General features: G+C 65.0%; 21 protein-coding genes. 10 read left to right on the forward strand and 11 right to left on the reverse strand.

Translation table 11 applies throughout. The annotated features are described in order from the left end of the window. Positions 1-3 precede the first annotated feature (3 nt). The 3 genes from NZN28_RS05630 to NZN28_RS05640 all read right to left on the reverse strand — a co-directional run bounded on the left by NZN28_RS05630 (position 4) and on the right by NZN28_RS05640 (position 3,109). The gene (locus tag NZN28_RS05630) at positions 4-672 is read right to left on the reverse strand and encodes a 1-acyl-sn-glycerol-3-phosphate acyltransferase (RefSeq protein ID WP_295395954.1); all 669 of its coding nucleotides are present in this window, start codon (positions 670-672) and stop codon (positions 4-6) included. A gap of 122 nt (positions 673-794) precedes the next feature. Further along, positions 795-1,937 carry a carotenoid biosynthesis protein gene (locus NZN28_RS05635; RefSeq protein ID WP_295395956.1) on the reverse strand — a complete coding sequence of 381 codons (1,143 nt, stop codon included), beginning with the start codon at positions 1,935-1,937 and terminating at the stop codon, positions 795-797. A gap of 2 nt (positions 1,938-1,939) precedes the next feature. Continuing rightward, positions 1,940-3,109, reverse strand: coding sequence for a lycopene cyclase family protein (locus NZN28_RS05640; RefSeq protein ID WP_295395958.1), 1,170 nt, complete (start codon positions 3,107-3,109; stop codon positions 1,940-1,942). A 112-nt stretch (positions 3,110-3,221) separates the two neighbouring features. Between NZN28_RS05640 and NZN28_RS05645 the strand changes: the two genes are divergently transcribed. Together NZN28_RS05645 and NZN28_RS05650 are read left to right on the forward strand one after the other, a co-directional pair. After that, a complete protein-coding gene (locus NZN28_RS05645) occupies positions 3,222-3,494 on the forward strand; it encodes a type II toxin-antitoxin system Phd/YefM family antitoxin (RefSeq protein WP_295395960.1) in 273 nt (90 codons plus the stop codon). Beyond that, positions 3,481-3,768: a hypothetical protein gene (locus NZN28_RS05650; RefSeq protein WP_295395962.1), complete on the forward strand. Its 288-nt coding sequence runs from the start codon at positions 3,481-3,483 to the stop codon at positions 3,766-3,768. Before NZN28_RS05645 ends, NZN28_RS05650 begins: the two co-directional genes overlap by 14 nt. A gap of 9 nt (positions 3,769-3,777) precedes the next feature. Here NZN28_RS05650 and NZN28_RS05655 read toward each other — a convergent pair whose 3' ends face one another. From NZN28_RS05655 to NZN28_RS05665, 3 genes are all read right to left on the reverse strand, one after another. Next, positions 3,778-5,310 carry an NAD(P)/FAD-dependent oxidoreductase gene (locus tag NZN28_RS05655; protein ID WP_295395964.1) on the reverse strand — a complete coding sequence of 511 codons (1,533 nt, stop codon included), beginning with the start codon at positions 5,308-5,310 and terminating at the stop codon, positions 3,778-3,780. 96 nt (positions 5,311-5,406) lie between these two features. Next, a complete protein-coding gene (locus tag NZN28_RS05660; RefSeq protein WP_295395966.1) occupies positions 5,407-6,234 on the reverse strand; it encodes a phytoene/squalene synthase family protein in 828 nt (275 codons plus the stop codon). A 39-nt stretch (positions 6,235-6,273) separates the two neighbouring features. Beyond that, positions 6,274-6,951 (reverse strand): class I SAM-dependent methyltransferase, encoded by a 678-nt coding sequence (locus tag NZN28_RS05665; protein ID WP_295395968.1) that lies wholly within the window; start codon positions 6,949-6,951, stop codon positions 6,274-6,276. A 119-nt stretch (positions 6,952-7,070) separates the two neighbouring features. Here NZN28_RS05665 and NZN28_RS05670 point away from each other — a divergent pair, with 119 nt between their 5' ends. The 5 genes from NZN28_RS05670 (at position 7,071) to NZN28_RS05690 (ending at position 10,675) form a co-directional block, all read left to right on the forward strand. Further along, the gene (locus tag NZN28_RS05670) at positions 7,071-7,952 is read left to right on the forward strand and encodes a MerR family transcriptional regulator (protein WP_295395969.1); all 882 of its coding nucleotides are present in this window, start codon (positions 7,071-7,073) and stop codon (positions 7,950-7,952) included. Positions 7,953-8,043: 91 nt separating this feature from the next. Further along, complete coding sequence (locus NZN28_RS05675; RefSeq protein ID WP_295395971.1) at positions 8,044-8,634, forward strand: helix-turn-helix domain-containing protein; 591 nt, start codon at positions 8,044-8,046, stop codon at positions 8,632-8,634. Between the two features lie 7 nt (positions 8,635-8,641). Then, positions 8,642-9,541 carry a complex I NDUFA9 subunit family protein gene (locus tag NZN28_RS05680; protein ID WP_295395973.1) on the forward strand — a complete coding sequence of 300 codons (900 nt, stop codon included), beginning with the start codon at positions 8,642-8,644 and terminating at the stop codon, positions 9,539-9,541. A gap of 44 nt (positions 9,542-9,585) precedes the next feature. Further along, positions 9,586-9,861, forward strand: a complete 276-nt coding sequence (locus NZN28_RS05685; RefSeq protein WP_295395975.1) for a hypothetical protein — start codon at positions 9,586-9,588, stop codon at positions 9,859-9,861. 10 nt (positions 9,862-9,871) lie between these two features. After that, positions 9,872-10,675, forward strand: coding sequence for a DNA-formamidopyrimidine glycosylase (locus tag NZN28_RS05690; RefSeq protein WP_295395977.1), 804 nt, complete (start codon positions 9,872-9,874; stop codon positions 10,673-10,675). A gap of 134 nt (positions 10,676-10,809) precedes the next feature. On the opposite strand, the gene NZN28_RS05695 is transcribed toward NZN28_RS05690, so the two are convergent. After that, positions 10,810-11,142: a hypothetical protein gene (locus NZN28_RS05695; RefSeq protein ID WP_295395979.1), complete on the reverse strand. Its 333-nt coding sequence runs from the start codon at positions 11,140-11,142 to the stop codon at positions 10,810-10,812. A gap of 124 nt (positions 11,143-11,266) precedes the next feature. Between NZN28_RS05695 and NZN28_RS05700 the strand changes: the two genes are divergently transcribed. Continuing rightward, entirely contained in the window at positions 11,267-12,235 is a 969-nt protein-coding gene (locus tag NZN28_RS05700; RefSeq protein ID WP_295395995.1) for a D-alanine--D-alanine ligase family protein, read from the forward strand. Positions 12,236-12,268: 33 nt separating this feature from the next. Then, complete coding sequence (locus NZN28_RS05705; RefSeq protein WP_295395981.1) at positions 12,269-12,730, forward strand: cupin domain-containing protein; 462 nt, start codon at positions 12,269-12,271, stop codon at positions 12,728-12,730. Positions 12,731-12,783: 53 nt separating this feature from the next. Here NZN28_RS05705 and NZN28_RS05710 read toward each other — a convergent pair whose 3' ends face one another. The 4 genes from NZN28_RS05710 to glgC form a co-directional block, all read right to left on the reverse strand. Beyond that, positions 12,784-14,124: a glycogen synthase gene (locus NZN28_RS05710; protein ID WP_295395983.1), complete on the reverse strand. Its 1,341-nt coding sequence runs from the start codon at positions 14,122-14,124 to the stop codon at positions 12,784-12,786. A gap of 15 nt (positions 14,125-14,139) precedes the next feature. Next, a complete protein-coding gene (locus NZN28_RS05715) occupies positions 14,140-14,568 on the reverse strand; it encodes a gamma-glutamylcyclotransferase (protein WP_295395985.1) in 429 nt (142 codons plus the stop codon). Positions 14,569-14,680: 112 nt separating this feature from the next. Continuing rightward, positions 14,681-15,370, reverse strand: coding sequence for a SagB/ThcOx family dehydrogenase (locus tag NZN28_RS05720; RefSeq protein WP_295395987.1), 690 nt, complete (start codon positions 15,368-15,370; stop codon positions 14,681-14,683). A gap of 60 nt (positions 15,371-15,430) precedes the next feature. Beyond that, on the reverse strand, positions 15,431-16,672 hold the full coding sequence (gene glgC, locus NZN28_RS05725) for a glucose-1-phosphate adenylyltransferase (RefSeq protein ID WP_295395989.1): 1,242 nt from the start codon (positions 16,670-16,672) through the stop codon (positions 15,431-15,433). Between the two features lie 196 nt (positions 16,673-16,868). Here glgC and NZN28_RS05730 point away from each other — a divergent pair, with 196 nt between their 5' ends. Continuing rightward, positions 16,869-19,031, forward strand: coding sequence for an AAA family ATPase (locus NZN28_RS05730; RefSeq protein ID WP_295395991.1), 2,163 nt, complete (start codon positions 16,869-16,871; stop codon positions 19,029-19,031). Positions 19,032-19,174 lie beyond the last annotated feature (143 nt).

Genomic DNA, 19,174 nt, shown 5'->3' on the forward strand with positions numbered 1-19,174 from the left:
CATTCAGCATCTATCGGTCAGTTTACCCAGTGCCGCGCCCCAGCCCGCCATGCGTTCGTGGGTGCTTTTGCGCCCGGCCAGGCAGAGCTCGAAGCCTGGCAGCGGCTCCTCAGCAGGGGCGGTGCGAATCTGCGCCTCGAGTTCGGCCAGCATTGCTTCCAGCCGCTCGCGCAGCAGAGGCAAATCGGGCCCCAGAGGCTCGCCAAACACCAGGTAGGCCTCGGCAAACTCGTGCCCGCGCAGGGCCACCCTCGAGGCCACCGGCACCACCGGCACCCCCGCCTTTTCGGCGAACCAGACCCCCCCTTTGTTCAGCTCGCCCAAGGCCCCCGGAGGCCGCAGCTCCCCTTCGGGAAAAACGATCAGCACCTCGCCCCGCTCCAAAGCCCGCAGAGCCTCGCGGGGCCGGACCGCCGAAACCGTGTCGAGGTGGCGAAAAAAGGCGAACTCCCGCAAGCGGCGCTCCCCCACCACAATTTTGAAAGGCCGCCGGGCGCTCCAAAACAAAACCGGCAGCAGATAGCTATCCCACCAGGAATGGTGGTTGCCCGCCAGCACAAAAGCCCCCTCCGGCAACGCGCCCCGCACCCAAACCCCCCGCAGGCCCCGCCTCACCGTTTGCCGGAACAAGGCCCGAAACAAAGCGGTCAGCAATCGTTCCCAGGGTCGCATGTTGGTTACACCCTACCAGGCCGCGCCGCCCGAGGTCGAGGGGTGGGGCCCGAAAAGTTGCAGGTCACATTGCTTTCGGCCTTCCGCGTTCGAGGGCGGGCACGGTCGGTTCTGCCTTGGGGCTATCGCTCATCGGTGGCCGGGCTTCCATTGCGCCTCAAATACTCTGTCCAGGCCAGCAGGTTCATGGCCAGGCCGCACACCAGAGCCGCAGGCCAGAGGCCCAAGAGGGCCAGCCCCACCGGAAGGAACAGGGCCTCGAGCCGATACGCCCAGGCAAAAGACTGGCTCTGGTGCAGCGCCGGGCCCAGCCGGCCATAAAGCCAGGAAATCACAAAACCCACCGCAAACCAGGCCAGGTAGTTCTGCACGGGCGCGCCGTACCAGAGGGGGTGGGGGTCTTGCCACGTCCAGTAGCCCTGGGCCGGCATCAGGGCTTCCAGGCCCAGGTCCCAGGCCACCACCAACAGCCCGGTCAGCCAGGGCCGCCCCCCGGCCAGCACGTGCGCCGAGAGCACCAGGGCAAACCAGCCCAGCGGCACAATCAGGGGCACCCCCAAAAGGGTGGGCGGGGGCGCTCCCTGGTAGGTGTAGCGCCCAAAGGGCAGGCCGGTCTGGCTGCCCAGAAGCTCCACCCCCAGGCCCAGGCCAAAGGCCAGGGCGCACAATAGCCCAATCCGCGCCCCGACCTGCGCGTAGCCCCACCAGAGGGCCGCCAGGCTAATAAGCCCCATCTGCACCAGGCTGATCAGGGGGAAGCCCTCGGGCCACAGCGGCACCGGAATCCGCACCAGCACCGCCAGGGCCAGAAGCACCACCCAGGGCTTCAGGTGGCTTCGCAGCCCCCTGAGCCGCCTTAGGGCCTCGGGCTGCCGCAAGAGCCAGAGGGTCTTTACCGCAAGGCTGGCCGAGAGCATCGCCCACACCCCCAGCGCGGCCTGCCCCCCGACCCACCAGCCCAGCCCGCCCCCCAGCAAGGCCGCGCCTGAAGCAGCCGCCAGCAGGGGACGGCGCCCGGCCCACAAGAGGTCGCCGCCCCAGACCGCGAGCAGCGCCAGTCCGCAGCCCCCCACCGCCAGGGCCGCGCCCAGCAGCCCCCCGTCCAGCACCAGCAGCACCGCACCCAGCAGGGCCAGGCCCATCGCCCCCAGGCCCCCCAGCCCGCGCAACCAGGCCGGGCCTGCCGTAAAAGCCTGGGGCCGCACCCAGGCCAAAGCGCCCCAGGCCAGCAAAAACGTCAGAAGCGTGACCAGCACTACTTCCACCGCTACCCTCGCTTGGGGGCCGACTGGCCCAGGCGCCGCCAGATGACCTCGAGCGTCGCCCCCAAAAAGGCCGGAACATTCACGCTGGACATGATTTGCAAATCCTGGAGGATACCGGTCTGTTCGTCTAGAAAGCGCAGCACCCGCGCGGGCGGGTTGTTGCGGAAGAGGTCGCTGAACACCCGCTGGCCGGGGCAGCGCCCTTTTTCCAGCACGTTCAAGAGCACGCTGTCCATAAAGGCGTGCCGGTTGAAGGCGGGCTCCGGGTAAAAAGGCTGCCCGGTCCGGCGGAGCGCCTCGGCGATGCGGTGCGACTCGGCCTGGATGCGCCGGAAGGTGTAGCCGGTCGAAGCCTTGGTGCGGCCCCCGGCCATGCCGATGTTGATGATGTGGGGGCTGGGCCGGCGGGGAAAGGGCGCGTCGGTCATGGGGATCACGCCGAACTCGGTCTCGAGGATTTCATAATCCTCCAGGCCCAGAACGCCCAGATACTCGCGCAGCCCTTCGTCGTAGGCGGCTGGGGGCAGCAGCTCCGGCGAGAACAGGGTGTACTCCACCAGCGCCGTCCGGGCGTCGAAAGGCAGCACGTAGCCAAACCGCACCGCCCCCTGCTGCGCGACGCGGAAGTCCATAAAGGTGGCCGCCTCGGGGTCGAAAACCGGCTTTTGAGCCCGGATAACCCAGCCCTTGAAGTGCTGGAGCAAGTAGTGGTAGCGGGAGTCCTGGGGGGGCGGCTGGTACAGGCTGCTAAAGGCCCACCGGCCCCGAAAGGTCTGGCCCTCGAGCTCCACGGCCACCCCGCCCCGATGCTCCCTGATTTGGGAGATTTCACCGTAGCGAACGGTAATGTTGGGCTGCTCCGCCACCCAGCCCTGCATGAAGCGGTAAAAGTCCAGGCCCCGAATCAGCTTGTAGGCGTAGGGGGCCAGCTCCAGCCGCCGGGAAATTCCCTCGCCATGAAACCAGACCTGCGTCCATCGGCGAAACACCACCTCCTCAAAAGGGCCCTCGCCCGCCTCCCAGAAACACCAGGTGCGGTCGTTGGTGGTCTTGGGGGCCCGGTCCAGCAGCAGAATGGAGCACTCATGCAGGCCGGCCTGCACCAGGTGGTAGGCCAGGCTCAGGCCCGCCGCCCCCGCCCCGGCGATGATGTAGTCGTAAGGCTCACTCACCTTGCATCAGGCTACGCTGCATAGCTGGGGGCGGGCTAGCCGGGATTACAAAAGTGGCGCGCCTTTGTGTTCTCTCAACATGGTGTTGTACATAAAAATGTACACTAGGCTTATGATCACCATTCAAAATCCCCAGGAAGACATCGTCCCCCTGACCGATTTCCGCAACCATCTAGCCAAAACCATGCAGCGCGTCCGGGAGCGAAAAAGTCCGGTGTTGCTGACCCAGAGTGGGCGAGCCGTTGCGGTCGTGATGAGCATCGAGGCCTACCAGGAGTTGATTAGCAACTACGAGGCAGCCCGGCAGGCGGTGGACAGCTTGATGGAGCTGACCCAGGGTGAGCACCCTGCTTTCGAGGGAGTCCGCCCCCGTGCGAAGCGTTGAGTGGGCCAGCGGGGCAGAAGCGCAACGCGACTCGCTTCGCCTCGAGATGAGCCCAAAGCGCCTCGAACGCTTCGAGGCCGCGCTAAAGCAGGCGCTCGAGCAAATCCAGATGTTTGAGGAATCGGCGCCCATAGCCCCCATCAGCCGGTCGGGGCGCAGAGACGTTCGCCAGGTGGTTTTTGGCGAAGGCTACCGCCTGATTTACGTAATCCTGCCGGAGCACCTGCTTATTCTGAGCCTGCTCCCACCAGGTTCCAACCAGGCGCTGGACTGAGGGTGGTGGCTAGACCCGCTTCCGGCTTAAGTCCCGAAGCAGCACCCGCGCCGCATTGCGCCCGCTGGCCCCCATGATGCCCCCGCCCGGGTGGGTGCTGGCCCCGGTCAGGTAGAGCCCCTTCAGGCCGGGAAAGCGGTACTCGTGGGCCCCCAGCCAGGGGCGGAACATGAACATCTGGTCGGGGGTCATCTCGAGGTGCATCACATTCCCGCTGGGCATGGCGAACTCGTTTTCCAGCCAGAGGGGGGTCTGCACCAGCTCGGCCACAATCTTGCGGCGAATCGCCGGGTCGAAGCGCTCAAAGCTCCGGATGACCCCTTCGCGGGCCTCGGCTGCGCGGGTTTCCCAGGTTCCCGAGGCCAGCCGGTAGGGGTAGTACTGGGCCCACAGCCAGAGCGTCTCGCCCCCGGGCGGGGCCAGGCTGGGGTCCACTGCGCTGAAGCTCATGGCAATCAAGGGCGGGTCGCGGGTGGGCTCGCCGGAAAGGTAGTCGCCATAGGCCCGGTGCAGCTGCCGCTCCTCGGTGATGAGGAGGCCCAGGCCGATGCGCGATTCATCGCCGGGGTGGGTCTGGTAGCAGAGTTTTTCGGACAGCCCCAGCCGCAAAACCAGGCCGAAGCCGTTGCCCACCCGCAAACCCCGCGCCACCTCGGGGGTTTTTTCGGGGGGCAGCAGCCCCAGGGTTTTCTGGATGTGGGCCCCGGCCACCACTGCCCGGGCGCTCACGCGCTGGCCGCCCTGCAAAACCACCCCGACCGCTTTAGCCCCCTCGAGGGCAATTTCTGCGACCGGGCTGTCGAGGTGAACCCGGCCCCCCCAGGCCTCGATGGCCCGCACCAGCGCCAGCGACAGCCCCCCCGAACCCCCTTTGGGCCGGGCCACCCCGCCCACGTGGTAGAGCGGGTGCCAGAGCAAAAACGGCGACGAAAGCGGGTCGGAAGGGGGCGGGCCGGACTGCGCCGCCATCCAGACCAATGGTGCTCGCACCCGCTCCTCGCTGAAATACGCCTGGGCCACCTCGCCATAGGGCCGCAGAATCTGCGGCAGCCGCTTCTGCCAGTCGCGCCCGAAGCCAGCCCCCCAGATCATCTTCTGCCCCAGGTTGAGGGGGCTGGGCGAGGCCAGAAAGGCCTCCTTGACGGCCTGGGCAAAGGGCAGCCAGTCGCGCATGAAGCGCCGGTAGGCCTCCCCCTGGCCGGGGTAGCGCTCGTCGAGTTCGGCGGCTGTGCGCTCGGGGTCGCGCCAGACAAACCAGCTCTCCTGGGCATTGGAGGCGTGGAACAGCGGGTCGAGCTCGAGGTACTCGAGCCCGTACTGGTACAGCTTCAGTTCGTCCGGAATGGGGGTCAGCCGGATCAGGATATGGGCGCTGCCCCCTAAGTCGAAGCGGAAGCCCTGGTGGTCAATGGTCGAGACCGCCCCCCCCGGCACCCCGCGCCGCTCGAACACCCCCACCCGGTACCCGGCCTGGGCCAGGTAGGCCGCCGTGACCAGCGCGTTGTGCCCAGCGCCCACCACCACTACGTCGAAGTCTGGCATACGGCCCGCATCATACGCCGGTAGCCAGTCCGACAACCTGTTGGCGGCGGACAATTCCCCTATGCTTCCACGCCGACCCTGGCCCCTGGCGCCGGTCTAGGCCCCCCGCAGCCAGAGGGCCTTGGGCAACAGCCTCACCCGTTCGTAGGTGGAGAGCGAGGCCCGCCTCGAGAGGTTGTCCCAGCCCATCAGCTCGAGCTTGTCCAGAATGCCCTGGTACTGCAGGGCGGCCAGGGCAATGGCCCCGCGCCCGGTCTGGAGGTACTTGAGGCCCATCAGCCCCTCCCGGTAGAGCCGGCGGGCCTCGGCGGCCAGCTCGCGCATCAGGCCCACGTAGCGCGGGCTGACGCAGCCCTGGCGCAGGTCTTCGATGGACACCTCGTACTTCTGCATCAGCTCGGCGGGCAGGTACACCCGCCCCAGGGCCAGGTCTTCGCCCACATCGCGCAGGCAGTTGGTAAGCTGCATGGCCTGGCCCAGCTTGATGGCGGCCTCGCGGCCTGCCTCGCCCGCGCCGCCGATGGGGGCAATCATCAGGCCCACCGTTCCGGCCACCCGGTAGCAGTAGGTGTAAAGCTCGTCCAGGGTTTCCAGGCGCACCGGGTTCAGGTCGGCCAGAAAGCCCGCTTTCATGTCGGCGAAGGCTTGCCCGGGAATGTCCCAGCGCTCCAGGGCCCAGGCCAGGGCCACTTCCCAGTCTTCTCTGGGAACCCCCGCATAGGCGCGTTCGATGCCCACCCACCACTCGTTCAGGTCGGTCAGCGGGTTGGCCGACTCATCCACGGCATCGTCGCCGATGCGGCAAGCTGCATACACGGCCCAGGCGCCCTTGCGGGCCTCGCCTCTGAACAGCAAGCTACCGTAATAAAACGTGGCCGAGTGGCGACGGATAACTTCCGATACAGCCTGCCAGTTGGGTTCCATTCCACTCTCCTGAGGACGTATCTTGCAAAGCGCTATTGGCTAAGAATGCCCTCGCCCCCCGGTTGTGACTTTTGTCCCTGTCACAAATCCTACCGACCTTTCCCGCCAGCCGTCTACCTTGAAACCACTTTTAGACAGTGAATCCATTAGCTCGGGAAGGGTTGGGAAGCGCAACCCGGCCCACCCCAGCATACGCTGGAAAGGGCTGCTGGAGCGGTGGCTGAACATAATCCACAGGCGTCCCCCAGGTTTGAGCACCCGGTGCATCTCGTCCACCACCGCCTGGGGCTGGGGGAATTCGTTCCAGCTGCCCCCCACCACCACCCCATCCACCGAGGCCCCGGGCAGAGGAATGGCCTCGGCACGGGCCAGCAGGGGCACGAACCCCGCATGGCCCCTGGCTTTCCGGAGGGCCACATTCAGCATCGCCGGCGAGAGGTCGAGGCCGTAAACCCTGGCCGCCCCGGCCTTGAGCAAAGCCCGGGCGTACACGCCGGTCGAGGTGCCCAGGTCTAAGAACTGAAGCCCCTCTACCGGCTGGACCGACTGCACCATCAGGCTCAGTTCCTCCGCCAGGGGAAAGGGTCTGCCGGAAAGCAGCGTAAGGGCCCTTTTTCGCCAGGTTTCGTAACCCATCGCCGTAAGCGGCCAGAGGTTGGTACGGGCAGCCAGGGTGAGGGGGGCTTTCTTGCGTGGGTCAGGGTAGCTATCGCGCATACGGAGGCCAGTGTTCGGAGACATTCCTAAACTTGAACAAAGCATTTACACATCTTCGGCAAAGACTTGACATAACTTATACAGTAGCGTATCCTAATTTTCAACAAACAGGTTTACTTATGCGAAACGACCTGGGGGTTTTCACCATCGCTGAAGTGGAGGAACGCACGGGGTTATCCACAGCCCTCCTTCGCCAGTGGGAGCGGCGCTACGGTTTTCCCCGGCCCGAGCGTTCGCCGGGTGGACACAGGTTGTACAGCGAGACCGACCTCGAGGCCCTGCGCCAGATCAAGCAATGGATCACCGAAGGGGTGGCCCCGGCCCAGGCGGTCAGGCGCTACCTCGAGGGCCTGACCCAGGAAGGCCCCCGCCCCCCCGAAACGCTCTCGCTCGAGCTAGAAGAAGCCCTTTTGCGCGCCGATACCGAAGCCGCCGAGCGAACCCTCTCGGAAGCCTACAAGCTGCACCCCATGGACGTCGTAATCATGGAGGTCATCTCGCCCTGCCTGCAGCGCATTGGCGACGGCTGGCATGTGGGCCGGGTCAGCACCGCCCAGGAACACTTCGCCAGCACCTACCTGCGGGGTTCCTTGCAGGGCCTCCTTAACCTGATGGGCGGTTCGCTGGGGCCTACGCTGGTGGTCTCGACCCTACCGGGCGAACAGCACGAGATTGGCAGTCTGATTACGGCGCTGTTTTTGCGCCGGGCCGGTTACACCGTGCACTACCTGGGCCCCAACACCCCCCTGCCCGACCTTAAATCCTTCGCCGAGCGCACCGGGGCCAGGGCCGCTGTGCTTTCGGCCATGCAGCCCATTTCGCTGGAGTCGCTCCCCCACCAGGCCCTTGGCCATCTGGCCCCGCTGGTGGTGGTGGGTGGGCGGGCCGCCGCCAACGACCCCCGCCTGATCGAACGTTTGGGCGCGCGCTATCTGGGCAACGACCCCCGGGAGCTGGCCGAGTCGCTCTCGGCAGCCCTGAAGGAGGCGGGGCTGTGGTAGGGCCGGGCTTTTGCAGGGGGGACGCTCCCTGTGGAGCAAAACCGTCATCTTCCCATGCTGCATTCTCGTAAGTCCTGTGCAAGGAGGCCATATGAAAAAGGTACGTAGAAAAGAAGTGATCTATCGGGCCGGTGACCGCGCCGATGTGCTCTTTCACCTCGAGCGGGGTCTGGTGCGCATCATCGAGATTCTGCCCGATGGACGCCAGCTGACCCTGCGCCATGTCCTGCCGGGCGACTATTTTGGCGAAGAAGCCCTGTCGGAGCGGCAGTACAAGTACACCGCCGAAGCCCTCACCGAGGCAGCAGCCTTTGCGGTGGATCCCAAAACCCTCTCCAACGACGACCTGCGGGCCCTGGCGGCCAGCCTGGCCAGCCAGATGGTGCAGGTTCAGGCTTACGAGACCCACCTTCAGTGGGGCGAGCTCCGCAGCCGCATCTGCCGCTATCTGCTTTACCTGGCCGCCACAGCAGCCAAGGGCCAGGACGAGCGCGGGGTTTACGTCACCGCCAGCCACGAAGAGATTGCCGACGCCACCGCCTCCACCCGCGAGTCGGTCAGCAAGCTGCTCTCCGACCTGCGCCACGAGGGCATCCTGGACACCGGTTACCGCAAGATTTACCTGGTAGACCGCAAAACCCTGGAACTCGAGGCCGAAAGCCGGATGCTACAAGCAGTGTAGAGGGTTTATGAAGGTACTCATCGTCGGCGGCAGCGGCTACGTGGGCACCCACCTGGCCCGGCACCTGCTGGCGCAGGGCCACCAGGTTACGGTGGCCTCGAGGCGGGGCGAAGGCCCCCTCACAGGGGTGCGCTACGTGATGGCCGACGCCGCCAAAGACGAGGGGCTTCTCGAGGCGGCCCAGGGCCAGGAAGCCCTGATCTACCTGGTGGGCATCATCCGCGAACGGGGCGACCAGACCTTCCGTCAGGCCCACGTGGAGGGGGTGCGCCACAGCCTGGCCGCCGCCCAAGCCGCAGGCATCCGGCGTTTTGTGCACATGTCGGCGCTGGGGGCCGCCCGAGGCACCGGCAGCCGCTACTTCGAGACCAAGGCCGAAGGCGAAGAGCTGGTCCAGGCCTCCGGGCTGGACTGGACGATTCTGCGCCCCAGCCTGATTTTCGGCCAGGGCGACGAGTTCTTTGGGGGCATTTTGAAGGGGTTGGTCAGTGCGCCCATTCCCTTCATCCCCCAGATTGGCGATGGAAGCTTTGTGTTCCGCCCGGTCTGGGTGGGGGATGTGGCGCTGGCCTTTGAACAGGCGCTGGAGCGCCCTGCAACCTTCTACCGCAGCTACAACCTGGTAGGGCCCAAAGAGTACACCTTCCGCGAACTGTTGCTGTTGGTGCGGGACACCCTGGGTTCGCGCAAGCCCCTGTTGCCCATCCCGCTGGCCCTGATGGATCTGGTGGTTCCACTAATCTCCCCCCTGCCCTTCAGCCCCATCACCCTGGACCAGTACCGACAACTCAAGATGGGCAACACCGCCGATCCTACCTACATGCGCAGCGCTTTTTCTCTAGCAGAACGTTCCCTGGAAGCGGAGTTGCCTGGAATCCTCACAGTTAAACGGTGGGTCAGTGCTTAGTCTGGAATACTGTTGAAAAACACCGGCGGCTCTACCCTGAGAGCGTGATTAAATCTGCTCGGCCTTATGTATTGAAGATGAGCACGCCCTCCGACCCCCTCAAACGCTTTGAGGAAGCGCTTCCGCATAGCCGCGAAGGCTTGCTTAAACTATGGGCCATGCTGGCCCCCAGGGTTCGGGCCGCCGATCCGGGGCGCTACTTTGCAGTGCAGGAAGCCCTCGAGCAAGACATTCCCTTCCCGGTGCTGGTGCTGTATGTCTTCCGTGAATGCCGCCGGGCCCTCGAGGACAACCTCGCCCAGGAACGCGCGGCGAAATAAGCACAACCGCATGCCCGAACTCCCCGAAGTCGAGACCACAAGGCGCATCCTCGAGCCCTACCTGCTCGGCCAGCGCATCCAAAAACTCCTGCACAGCGACCCCACCCGCTACCGCCGCACCGAGTGGGCCGAGGGGCGCAAGGTGCTGGGCACTTCGCGCCGGGGCAAGTTCCTCATTTTGCATCTGGACAAGCAGCTAGAGGCCATCGTGCACCTGGGCATGACCGGGGGGTTCCGCTTCGAGCCGCACCAGCACACCCGGGTCACCTTGCACTTGCCCAGAACAACCCTCTACTACACCGACCCCCGCCGCTTCGGAAAATGGTGGGTGGTGGAAGCGGGCGACTATCGCGAAATAGACCTGCTCCGCCGGATGGGGCCCGAACCGCTCTCGCAAGATTTCACCCTGGCCGGGTTCAAACAATCGCTTTTGCGAACCACCCGAGAAATCAAGGAGGTGCTGCTCTCACAAGAGGCCGTGGCAGGGGTGGGCAACATCTATGCCGACGAGTCGCTTTGGCTGAGCAGAATCCACCCCGAGCGGCCCGCCGACTCGCTCTCGCGGTCGGAAATCAAGAATCTATACGAGGCCATTCGGGCCGTGATGGAACAGGCGGTGGAGGCTGGAGGCTCGACCCTCTCCGACCAGAGCTACCAGCAGCCTGACGGCGAACCTGGCTACTTCCAGTTCAGCCACAACGCCTACGACCGCACCGGCCAGCGCTGCAAGCGCCCAGGTTGCAAAGGTACCATCGTCAAGATGGTGGTAGGGGGGCGGGGCACCCACTTCTGCCCCAGGTGCCAGCGCCTCTGAGCAGCAGACCGTCAACCCTTCGAAGTTCAATGGCCCCGCGAAACGAAGGCCTCGAGTGTTTGATGCTCTAGCTGGACACTGATCCAACCCCTCGCATTTAGACAGACAAATTTCCTGCCAGATGCGCTCGAGTCCTAACCCTTGGATTCACCGAAGGCCTGCGGCAACTGACCGCGCTCAGCCAGGGTGTTGGTCACAATCCAGGCCTCGGCCTCCTCGGGGGTTTTGACCCGGTAGACCTCCTGACCGGTGCGCTTGTCCAGGATGCCATAGGCTTTAGTGCCCTTGAGGGGCTTGTACTCGTAGGGGGCCGATTGCAAAAACTGCTCCACCTCCACCCCCTCCCCGAGCATCTGACGGAACCAGGCCTGTTGGGCCTTCTCCACGCGGCGGTAACCCCAGTAGTTGACCAGGCCCATAAGCCCCATCAGCAGCAGCAAGGCGAGAAATACCTCGAGCCAACCCATGCCATCAGTCTAGCCCCTCAAACAATGAAAAAAAGCACGGTCGAGGCCTCGGGCCAGCGCGCGCATCCCCTTGCTGCTGAGGGAAGGGAAAACAGGGCTGGTTAGAATACACATTGTGAGTCAATTGCGCATCTTACTTATCGCCGGAGGGCCCCCCGGCGAGCACGAAGTTTCCCTGTCTTCCGCACGGGGGGTGCTGGCGGCCATGCCGCATCCCACCGAGCTGGCCGTAATTGCCAAGGACGGCCTGTGGCTGCTGGGGGAAGACGCCCACGAAGCCCTGGCCGCCGGGGTGGCCGAACACGGCACCCACCGCTTTCCCCCAGACCTTCCCTGGCAGCACTACGACGTGGCCTTTCCCCTTTTGCACGGGCCGGTGGGCGAAGACGGGGTCATCCAGGGCTTTCTGGAGCTGCTGGGCCTGCCCTATGTGGGCGCGGGCGTGGCCGGTTCGGCGCTTTGCATGGACAAGGATTTGTGCAAGCGAGTCCTGCACCAGGCCGGTATTCCGGTGGTTCCCTGGGTCACCTTTTACCGGGGCGAGCCCACCCCCGAACCACCCTTCAAGCCCCCCTATTTCGTCAAACCGGCCAACACCGGCTCCTCGGTGGGCATCTCCAAGGTCAGGGCCGACCAGGACGCCAGCCGGGCCCTGGCCGAAGCCTTCGCCTGGGACCAGAAGGTGTTGGTCGAGCAAGGCGTGGAAGGGGTGCGGGAGCTCGAGGTGGCCCTGCTCGGCAACATCCAGGCCGAGGCCAGCGTGGTAGGCGAGATTACCTATCAGGCCGAGTTCTACGACTACGAGACCAAGTACACCCCCGGCAGGGCAGAGCTTCACCTGCCGGCTGCCATTGCGCCCGAACTTGCCGACCGGATTCGCTCCATTGCAATCGCGGCCTACCGCCTTTTGGGCCTGCGCGGGATGGCCAGGGTGGATTTTTTCCTGTCGGATAAGGGTGAACTCTACCTCAACGAGTTCAACACCATCCCCGGCTTCACCCCCACCAGCATGTACCCCAAGCTCTGGCAGGCCAGCGGGCTGGCTTACCCCGACCTGCTCGACCGCCTTGTGCGTCTGGCCCTAGAAGATTAACCTGTGGACAAAACTTCGAAAACAGGAGTCCCTATGAGCGAAAAAACCCCCGGCACCGGCCCCATTGACCAAGGCATTGTGGAAGACCTAGGCGGCATTGCGGTCATCCGGGGGGGCGGCCACCAGCGGCAGTGGAACGGCATCCAGTATCTGCAGGGCATGTCGGCCAAAAATGTGGGGTCAAAAGGGCTCTCCATCAACGTGGCCACCGTGCCGCCAGGGGGGATTGCCTACGCCCACATCCACGACGGCTACGAGGTGATGCTCTTTGTTGTGCAGGGCCGGGTCAAGCACACCTTTGGCGAGAACCTGGAGCAAGAGGTTATCAACGAAGCGGGCGACTTCATCTACATCAAACCGGGCGTGCCCCACGAGGTTTTCAATATCGGCGAGGAGGAGCTGGTGGTCTTTGTGGCCCGCTCGGCGGCGGACGAGTGGGACAAAATCATCAACTACCCCTCCCGCTACCGGCCCGCCGAGGGGCCGGGGCGTTGACTGGGGCGGGGGGAAACCAGGCGGGCTGCTCTTCGCCGCAAACAGCCGTTTTCCTACCCCAGCAGTTGCCGATAAAGGGCCACATACGCCTGGGCCGGCTTTTCCCAGGAAAAATCGGCCTGCATGGCGTTCCGGGCCACCTGTTGGCGGTCGGGGTGTTTGAGGAACTCGCGCACCCCGTGCAAAATGCCCCCCACATCCGCGGAGTCGAACATGAAGCCGGTCTCCCAGTGCTTTACGGTATCGAGCAAGCCCCCCACCGCCCGCACGATGGGAGGGGTGCCGTAGCGCATGGCAATCAGCTGGGCCAGCCCGCAGGGCTCGAAGCGCGAGGGCATCAAAAACCCGTCGGAGCCGGCGTATATGCGGTGCGCCAGGGCCTCGTTGTAGCCCTGGGTATAAGCCAGGCGGCCCGGTAGATGCGCGGCCATCCAGGCGAAGGTGCGCTCGAGGTCTGGTTCCCCGCTGCCCAGCACCACCAGGTTGACCCCCAGGCCCATCAGACCGTCCACCGCGTCGGCAATCAGGTCTATGCCTTTCTGGTGGGCAAAGCGCGAGACCACCCCCAGGGTGGGGCGGTCTTCCAGGGCCAGCTCGCCGAGCAACTCGGCCCGGTTGCGGGCCTTGCCCGAAAGGTCGGCGGCGTGATAGGGGTGTTTCAGGTAGGGGTCGGTGGCGGGGTTCCAGTACTCGGTGTCGAGGCCGTTCAGAATGCCCCTCAGTTTCCCCTGTTGGGCCCGCAAGACCCCGTCGAGCCCCTCGCCGCCTTCGGGGGTGGTCACCTCCCAGGCGTAGCGGGGCGAGACTGTGGTTACGGCATCGGCGTTCACAATCCCGGCTTTCATCAGGTTGACCGCGCCGTGGTGCTCGAGGCCCGCCCCGTAGTAGGTCTCGCCCGGCAGGCGCGTCCAGGCGTAAAAATCCTGGGAGCCCCAGACCCCCTGGTAGGCCAGGTTGTGGATGGTATAGACCGTGCGGGCTTTGAACCAGCCCAGGTTGCGCAGCAAGGGGAGCAGGGCCGCCTGCCAGTCGTGGGCGTGCACCACCTCGAACTCACCCAAAAGTTCCGCCGTTGCCATCGCAAAGCGCACAAAGCGGCGGAAGTCGTCGGGGTAGCCGTAGGGCTTGTCGCGAGCAAAATCGCCCAGCCCGACCAGCACGTAGCGCACCCCTTGGTGCTCGGCATGGCCGATGCCGATCTTCTCGCGGTTGCCCTCGAAGTTGAACCAGGCTTCGCCCACGTAGTAGCCCTGAATGCCCCAGTACCAGGGCAGAAAGATGGTGGGCTCCAAGCCCTGTTTCCGGAGGGCCTGGGGCAGGCTGCCGATGACATCGGCCAGACCTCCCACCTTGGCGAAGGGGAAAGCTTCGGAGGCAACAAAGGCAACCTTCATACGAGTATGGGCAGTCTACCCCTTTGGCTGCATTTGTTCACCCCAGACCCCCTCCGGAAGCCAGATACCGCCCACGCTCTCTACCGCTTGCAGGCTGGGGTAGGTGTACACCCAAACTGTTCGGGGCGCTCCGCCCTGCTCGGAAAGGTAGGCGGTGATCGGACTTCGCAGATACTCGCTGCCCTCATCCTCGAGCCGGTCCAGCAGCACCAGCGCCTGCGCCAGGTCGGCAAACCACTGCACCTCGCCCCACACCCGCCCCTCCCCTTTCACCACCCCCGGATAGCCATATGGCCGCAAGTCACCCTCGGGAATGTGAAAAAGCCGGAAACCCTCGATGTAGGCCGGTTCCGAGCGCAGCCAGCCGGCCAGCCTCGAGACCTCAAAGTTGCGCTCCCCTTGTTTCAGGGTGCCGTACACAAAAACCGCTTCAGGAGACTCCATTGCCGTAAAGCATACTGGCCGGTCAAAGTCCGGGGTCAAGGGTTGGGCGCCTTGGCTCGTGGCGTGTGGATTGTAGCTACTGGCCATCGGATATCCATACTCACCTAAAAACCTACCGCCCCAGCAACAGCACCACCACCGGATACTCGGTTTCCGGCAGCGCGAGCAGCTTGCGAACCTCTTCGTCGTAGAAGGTCTCGGCGGGGTAGGCCTGCAAGCCCAGGGCGGTTGCGGCCACCATCACCTCGCCCACCGCGTAGCCCACCTCGAGCAGGGCGTAGCGGAACCCGCGCAAGCCAAACACCGCTTCCGAGCGCTCCGGCACGGCACTAAAAACCACCAGCGCCGCCGAGGCCTCCACCGCCTCCAGGTCCATCAGGGCCGATTTCCAACCCTGGGGGTCGAAGCGGCCCGAAAGCTGTTCGAGCTGGTGCTGTTTGGCCGCGTAGTGGTAGATGCCCCGGAAGGTGTCTTGCAGGTGCTGGACGGCCAGGTAGACCTCGAGGGGATACGCGCCCCCCGCCGAGGGATAGCCCCGCCCTCCCCGGCGCACGGCCAGCGGGGCCAGCACCTGCGAAAGCTCGGCCTGGGTCATGGAGGAACCCACCTTGGGGGTGGTGGGTGCCACCCTGGACAGCACCCGCCAGACCGCCGGGCCCCCATCGCGCGCCGGTTCGGCCAGCTCCACCGACTCCAGCGGGTTGGCATAAACCTTGGCCGCGGGCGTCCGCCCACCCGGAAGCTGGTCTCCGGGAAAGATGCGTGTCAGACGGTAAAAAATCTTGCCGGGGTGCTTATCCATAAATGCCGATGGCCGATAGCCAACAGTCTATAGCCAAACCTTGCCGCTATCAGCCTTGCGCTAGAATCTATAGCTCTTGGGCACCACCACAATGCCTTCCGAGGTGACGGTGAAGCCCCGGGCCCGGTCGGCCTCGAGGTCGTAGCCAATCTCGGTATGAGGGGGAATGCTCACATTTTTATCCACGATGGTGTTGCGCAGCTTGGCGTAGCGCCCCACCTCCACCTCATCGAAAAGCACGCTGCGTTCGACCAGGGCGTAGGAGTTGATTCGGCAGCGGCGGAAGATCACCGATTCGCGGATGGTGCCGCCCGAGATGATGCAGCCGCCGGCAATCAGGCTGTTGAAGGCCTGTCCGGTGCGGGCCCCGGCCTCGTGCACAAACTTGGCCGGGGGCGAGTTGAAATTGGCGGCCCGCAGGGGCCATTCGGGGTTGAACAGGTCGAACTCCGGGGTCACCTGGATCAGGTCCATGCTGGCTTCAAAGTAGGCATCAATGGTTCCCACATCGCGCCAGTAGGTGTTGGGGCCCTGCTGACCGGGGATCGGGTTGCGCTTGAAGTCGTAGACCTGGATGCGGTAGCCCTCGCTCAGGGCCCGGGGAATCACGTCCTTGCCGAAGTCGTGCGAGGAGTTGGGGTCCTTGGCGTCGTGCTCGAGCTTCTCGACCAGGGCCTCGGTGCGAAAGATGTAGTTACCCATCGAGACCAGGGCCTGGTCGGGCTTGCCGGGGATGGGGGTGGGGTTCTTGGGCTTTTCCTGGAAGCCCACCATGCGCCACTGGTCGTCCACCTGGAGCACCCCGAAGCGGCTGGCCTGTTCAATGGGCACCGGGTAGGCGGCAATGGTCAGGTCGGCCTTGTGGTCGTCGTGGTACTCCACCATGTGGGCAACGTTCATCTTGAAGATGTGGTCGCCCCCAAAAATCGCCACGTTCTCGGGCTTGTGGTTGTGAATCAGGTGCAGGTTCTGGTAGATGGCGTCGGCGGTGCCCCGGTACCAGACCGGCCCCAGCTCTTCGTAGCGGTACATCTGGGCCGGTACCAGCAGGATGAAGGCGTCTTCCAGAAAGCCCCCGAAACGCCAGTGCCGCTGCACGTGCTCGGTCAGGGATTGGGCCTTGAACTGGGTGAGCACATAAATGCCGTAGATACCCGAGTTCAGGAAGTTATTCAGTACGAAGTCGATAATGCGGTAACGCGCCCCAAAAGGCACCGAGGGCTTCGCGCGCTTGGCCGTGAGGGGGAACAACCTGGAACCCTGTCCCCCGGCGAGAATCATCCCCAGAACTCGCATAGACATGACGAAGTTGCCTCCTTTGGGCACAGCATAACAGGCTTGGGTTCTTGCCGAAAGCCCGCCGAAGGCCGGGGTCTGGGGTCCAAAGGCTGGGGCCTGTAGCCGTTGGACAAGGCGAACCTGCGACCTACGACAAGAGGACATGCTTCCGGCAGCTATTCAGACCTCTGCGGTCTGGCTGTGGGTATACTTGTGCCGCATGAAGCTTTCGTACGAGGCCCTGGAGTGGCGCACGCCGACCGATGATTCGGGCGAGGTGGTCTCGTTCCCGCCCGCGCCCCCCTTCTTTGGGCAGGAACGGGCCAGGGCTGCGCTGGAGCTGGCCATTCGGGGCGGGTTCCATGCTTATCTGGTGGGGCCGCCCAGCCTGGGCAAGCACGAGGCCCTGCTGGCCTATCTGAGCACCCAGACCGTTGAAACCCCACCCGACCTGCTGTATGTGCCCCTGTCGGAGCGCAAGGTGGCGGTGCTGACCCTGCCCAGCGGACAGGAGACCCAGCTGGCCGACGCGGTGGAGAACCTGCTGCTGGAGGTCAGCCGGCTGGACGAGCTGTTTCGTCAGGGTTCTTTCCTGAGGGAAAAAAGCCAGCTCGAGGCCCGTTTCAAGGAGGCCCGCGAAAAGCAGCTGGCCTCGCTCCAGCAAGAAGCCCAGGAAGCCGGTTTTGCGCTCTCGCAGGGGGGGGAGCGGCTGGAGTTCACCGGCCCCGGCCCGGTGCCCGCCGAGCTCAGCGCAAGGCTCGAGGAAGTCACGCTGGGCAGCCTGGCCGCCGCCGCCGAGCTCGAGGTGGCCCTGCGGCGGCTGCGCCGCGACTGGGCGCTGCACTACCTGAACAACCGCTTCGAGCCCTTGTTTCAGCGCTTCCCCCAGGCTCGAGGCTACCTCGAGGCCCTGCGGGGCCGCCTGGCCCGCTACGCCGAGACCGGTGAGCCCCTCGACCCCGCCCAGTGGCGGCCCAACCTGCTCACCTCCTCCAGCAGCGGCCAGCCCCCGCCCATTGTGTACGAGCCCTACGCCACCGCCCCCAGGCTGTTCGGACGGCTGGACTACACCGTAGACAAGGGGGTCTGGAGCACCAACGTCAGCCTGATTCGCCCCGGCGCCGTGCACCGCGCCCAGGGGGGGTATCTGATTCTGGATGCCCTGAGCCTCAAGCGCGAGGGCACCTGGGAAGCCTTCAAGCGGGCCTTGCGCAACGGACAGGTCGAGCCTGTCACCGAGCCGCAGGCCCCGGCCAGCCTCGAGGTCGAACCCTTCCCCATCCAGATGCAGGTCATGCTGGTCGGCACCCAGGAAGCTTTTGAATCGCTCGAGGAAGACCCGGCTTTCAGCGAGCTGTTCCGCATCCGGGCGGAGTTCTCCCCCACCCTGCCCGCCACCCCGGAAAACCAAGTGGCCCTGGGGGGATGGCTCCAGGCCCAGGGGTTTCAGCTCACTCAGGGCGGCTTGGTTCGGCTTTTCGACGAGGCCCGTCGCAGCGCAGAGCACCGCGACCGGATGGACGCCCGCCTGGTCGAAATCCGGGCCCTGGCCGAGGAAGCCGCCGTGCTGGGAAACGGCACCCTAACCGCCGAGGCCGTGGAAGAGGCCATCAAAGCCCGCGACCACCGCAATTTCCTCTCTGAGGAGGAGTTTTTGCGGGCGGTGAAGGAGGGGGTCTGGAGCCTCCGCACCACCGGACGGGTGGTGGGCGAGGTCAACAGCCTGGTGGTGCTCGAGGCCCCGCCTTACTGGGGCCGCCCGGCCCGGCTGACCGCGCGGGCCGCCCCAGGCCGCGACCACCTGATTTCCATAGACCGCGAGGCCGGTCTGGGTGGGCAAATTTTCCACAAGGCGGTGCTGACCCTGGGCGGCTACCTGCGCAGCCGGTTCATCGAGAGCGGCCCGCTCCCCGCCACCATCAGCCTGGCCTTTGAACAGAGCTACGTCTCGATTGACGGCGACTCGGCGGGGCTGGCCGAGCTGGTCGCGGTGCTGTCGGCCCTGGGGAACTTTCCCCTGCGGCAAGACCTGGCCGTGACCGGCGCGGTAGACCAAACCGGCAAGGTGCTGGCGGTGGGGGCCATCAATGCCAAGGTGGAGGGCTTTTTCCGGGTCTGCCAGGCCCTGGGCCTGAGCGGCAGCCAGGGGGTGATTCTGCCCCGCGCCAACCTGCCCAACCTGACCCTGCGGGCCGAGGTGCTGGAGGCCATCCGGGCCCATCGCTTCCACATCTACGCAGTCGAGACGGTGGAGCAGGCCCTCGAGCTCCTCTCCGGGGCCCGCATGGAGGGCTTCCGGGGCCTGCAAGACCGCATCAAAGCCGGTCTGGAAGAGTTCGCCAAACTGGAAGAGGGCCACGACAAGGAAGATAAGGAAACCTAGAGCGCTCTTCACATATTATGAGCCATACGAGTTCGAAAAAGCCTGGTTCTGAACAGAACAGTGGCGGCCTGGAAACTCGAAAACATGCGTCTCGGCCCAGACGCAACGCAGACCAGCGTGCCTCACCCCGGTGAGGCACGTCT

This window comes from Meiothermus sp., from assembly GCF_025056915.1.
GTDB lineage: Bacteria > Deinococcota > Deinococci > Deinococcales > Thermaceae > Meiothermus.

Excerpts from the sequence above, each read along its gene's own strand:
- NZN28_RS05630 (WP_295395954.1), bottom strand. The coding sequence starts at position 672 with ATGCGACCCTGGGAACGATTGCTGACCGCTTTGTTTCGGGCCTTGTTC.
- NZN28_RS05645 (WP_295395960.1), top strand. The coding sequence starts at position 3,222 with ATGATCACCATTCAAAATCCCCAGGAAGACATCGTCCCCCTGACCGAT.
- NZN28_RS05655 (WP_295395964.1), bottom strand. The coding sequence starts at position 5,310 with ATGCCAGACTTCGACGTAGTGGTGGTGGGCGCTGGGCACAACGCGCTG.
- NZN28_RS05660 (WP_295395966.1), bottom strand. The coding sequence starts at position 6,234 with ATGGAACCCAACTGGCAGGCTGTATCGGAAGTTATCCGTCGCCACTCG.
- NZN28_RS05665 (WP_295395968.1), bottom strand. The coding sequence starts at position 6,951 with ATGCGCGATAGCTACCCTGACCCACGCAAGAAAGCCCCCCTCACCCTG.
- NZN28_RS05670 (WP_295395969.1), top strand. The coding sequence starts at position 7,071 with ATGCGAAACGACCTGGGGGTTTTCACCATCGCTGAAGTGGAGGAACGC.
- NZN28_RS05675 (WP_295395971.1), top strand. The coding sequence starts at position 8,044 with ATGAAAAAGGTACGTAGAAAAGAAGTGATCTATCGGGCCGGTGACCGC.
- NZN28_RS05680 (WP_295395973.1), top strand. The coding sequence starts at position 8,642 with ATGAAGGTACTCATCGTCGGCGGCAGCGGCTACGTGGGCACCCACCTG.
- NZN28_RS05690 (WP_295395977.1), top strand. The coding sequence starts at position 9,872 with ATGCCCGAACTCCCCGAAGTCGAGACCACAAGGCGCATCCTCGAGCCC.
- NZN28_RS05695 (WP_295395979.1), bottom strand. The coding sequence starts at position 11,142 with ATGGGTTGGCTCGAGGTATTTCTCGCCTTGCTGCTGCTGATGGGGCTT.
- NZN28_RS05705 (WP_295395981.1), top strand. The coding sequence starts at position 12,269 with ATGAGCGAAAAAACCCCCGGCACCGGCCCCATTGACCAAGGCATTGTG.
- NZN28_RS05710 (WP_295395983.1), bottom strand. The coding sequence starts at position 14,124 with ATGAAGGTTGCCTTTGTTGCCTCCGAAGCTTTCCCCTTCGCCAAGGTG.
- NZN28_RS05715 (WP_295395985.1), bottom strand. The coding sequence starts at position 14,568 with ATGGAGTCTCCTGAAGCGGTTTTTGTGTACGGCACCCTGAAACAAGGG.
- NZN28_RS05720 (WP_295395987.1), bottom strand. The coding sequence starts at position 15,370 with ATGGATAAGCACCCCGGCAAGATTTTTTACCGTCTGACACGCATCTTT.
- glgC (WP_295395989.1), bottom strand. The coding sequence starts at position 16,672 with ATGTCTATGCGAGTTCTGGGGATGATTCTCGCCGGGGGACAGGGTTCC.
- NZN28_RS05730 (WP_295395991.1), top strand. The coding sequence starts at position 16,869 with ATGAAGCTTTCGTACGAGGCCCTGGAGTGGCGCACGCCGACCGATGAT.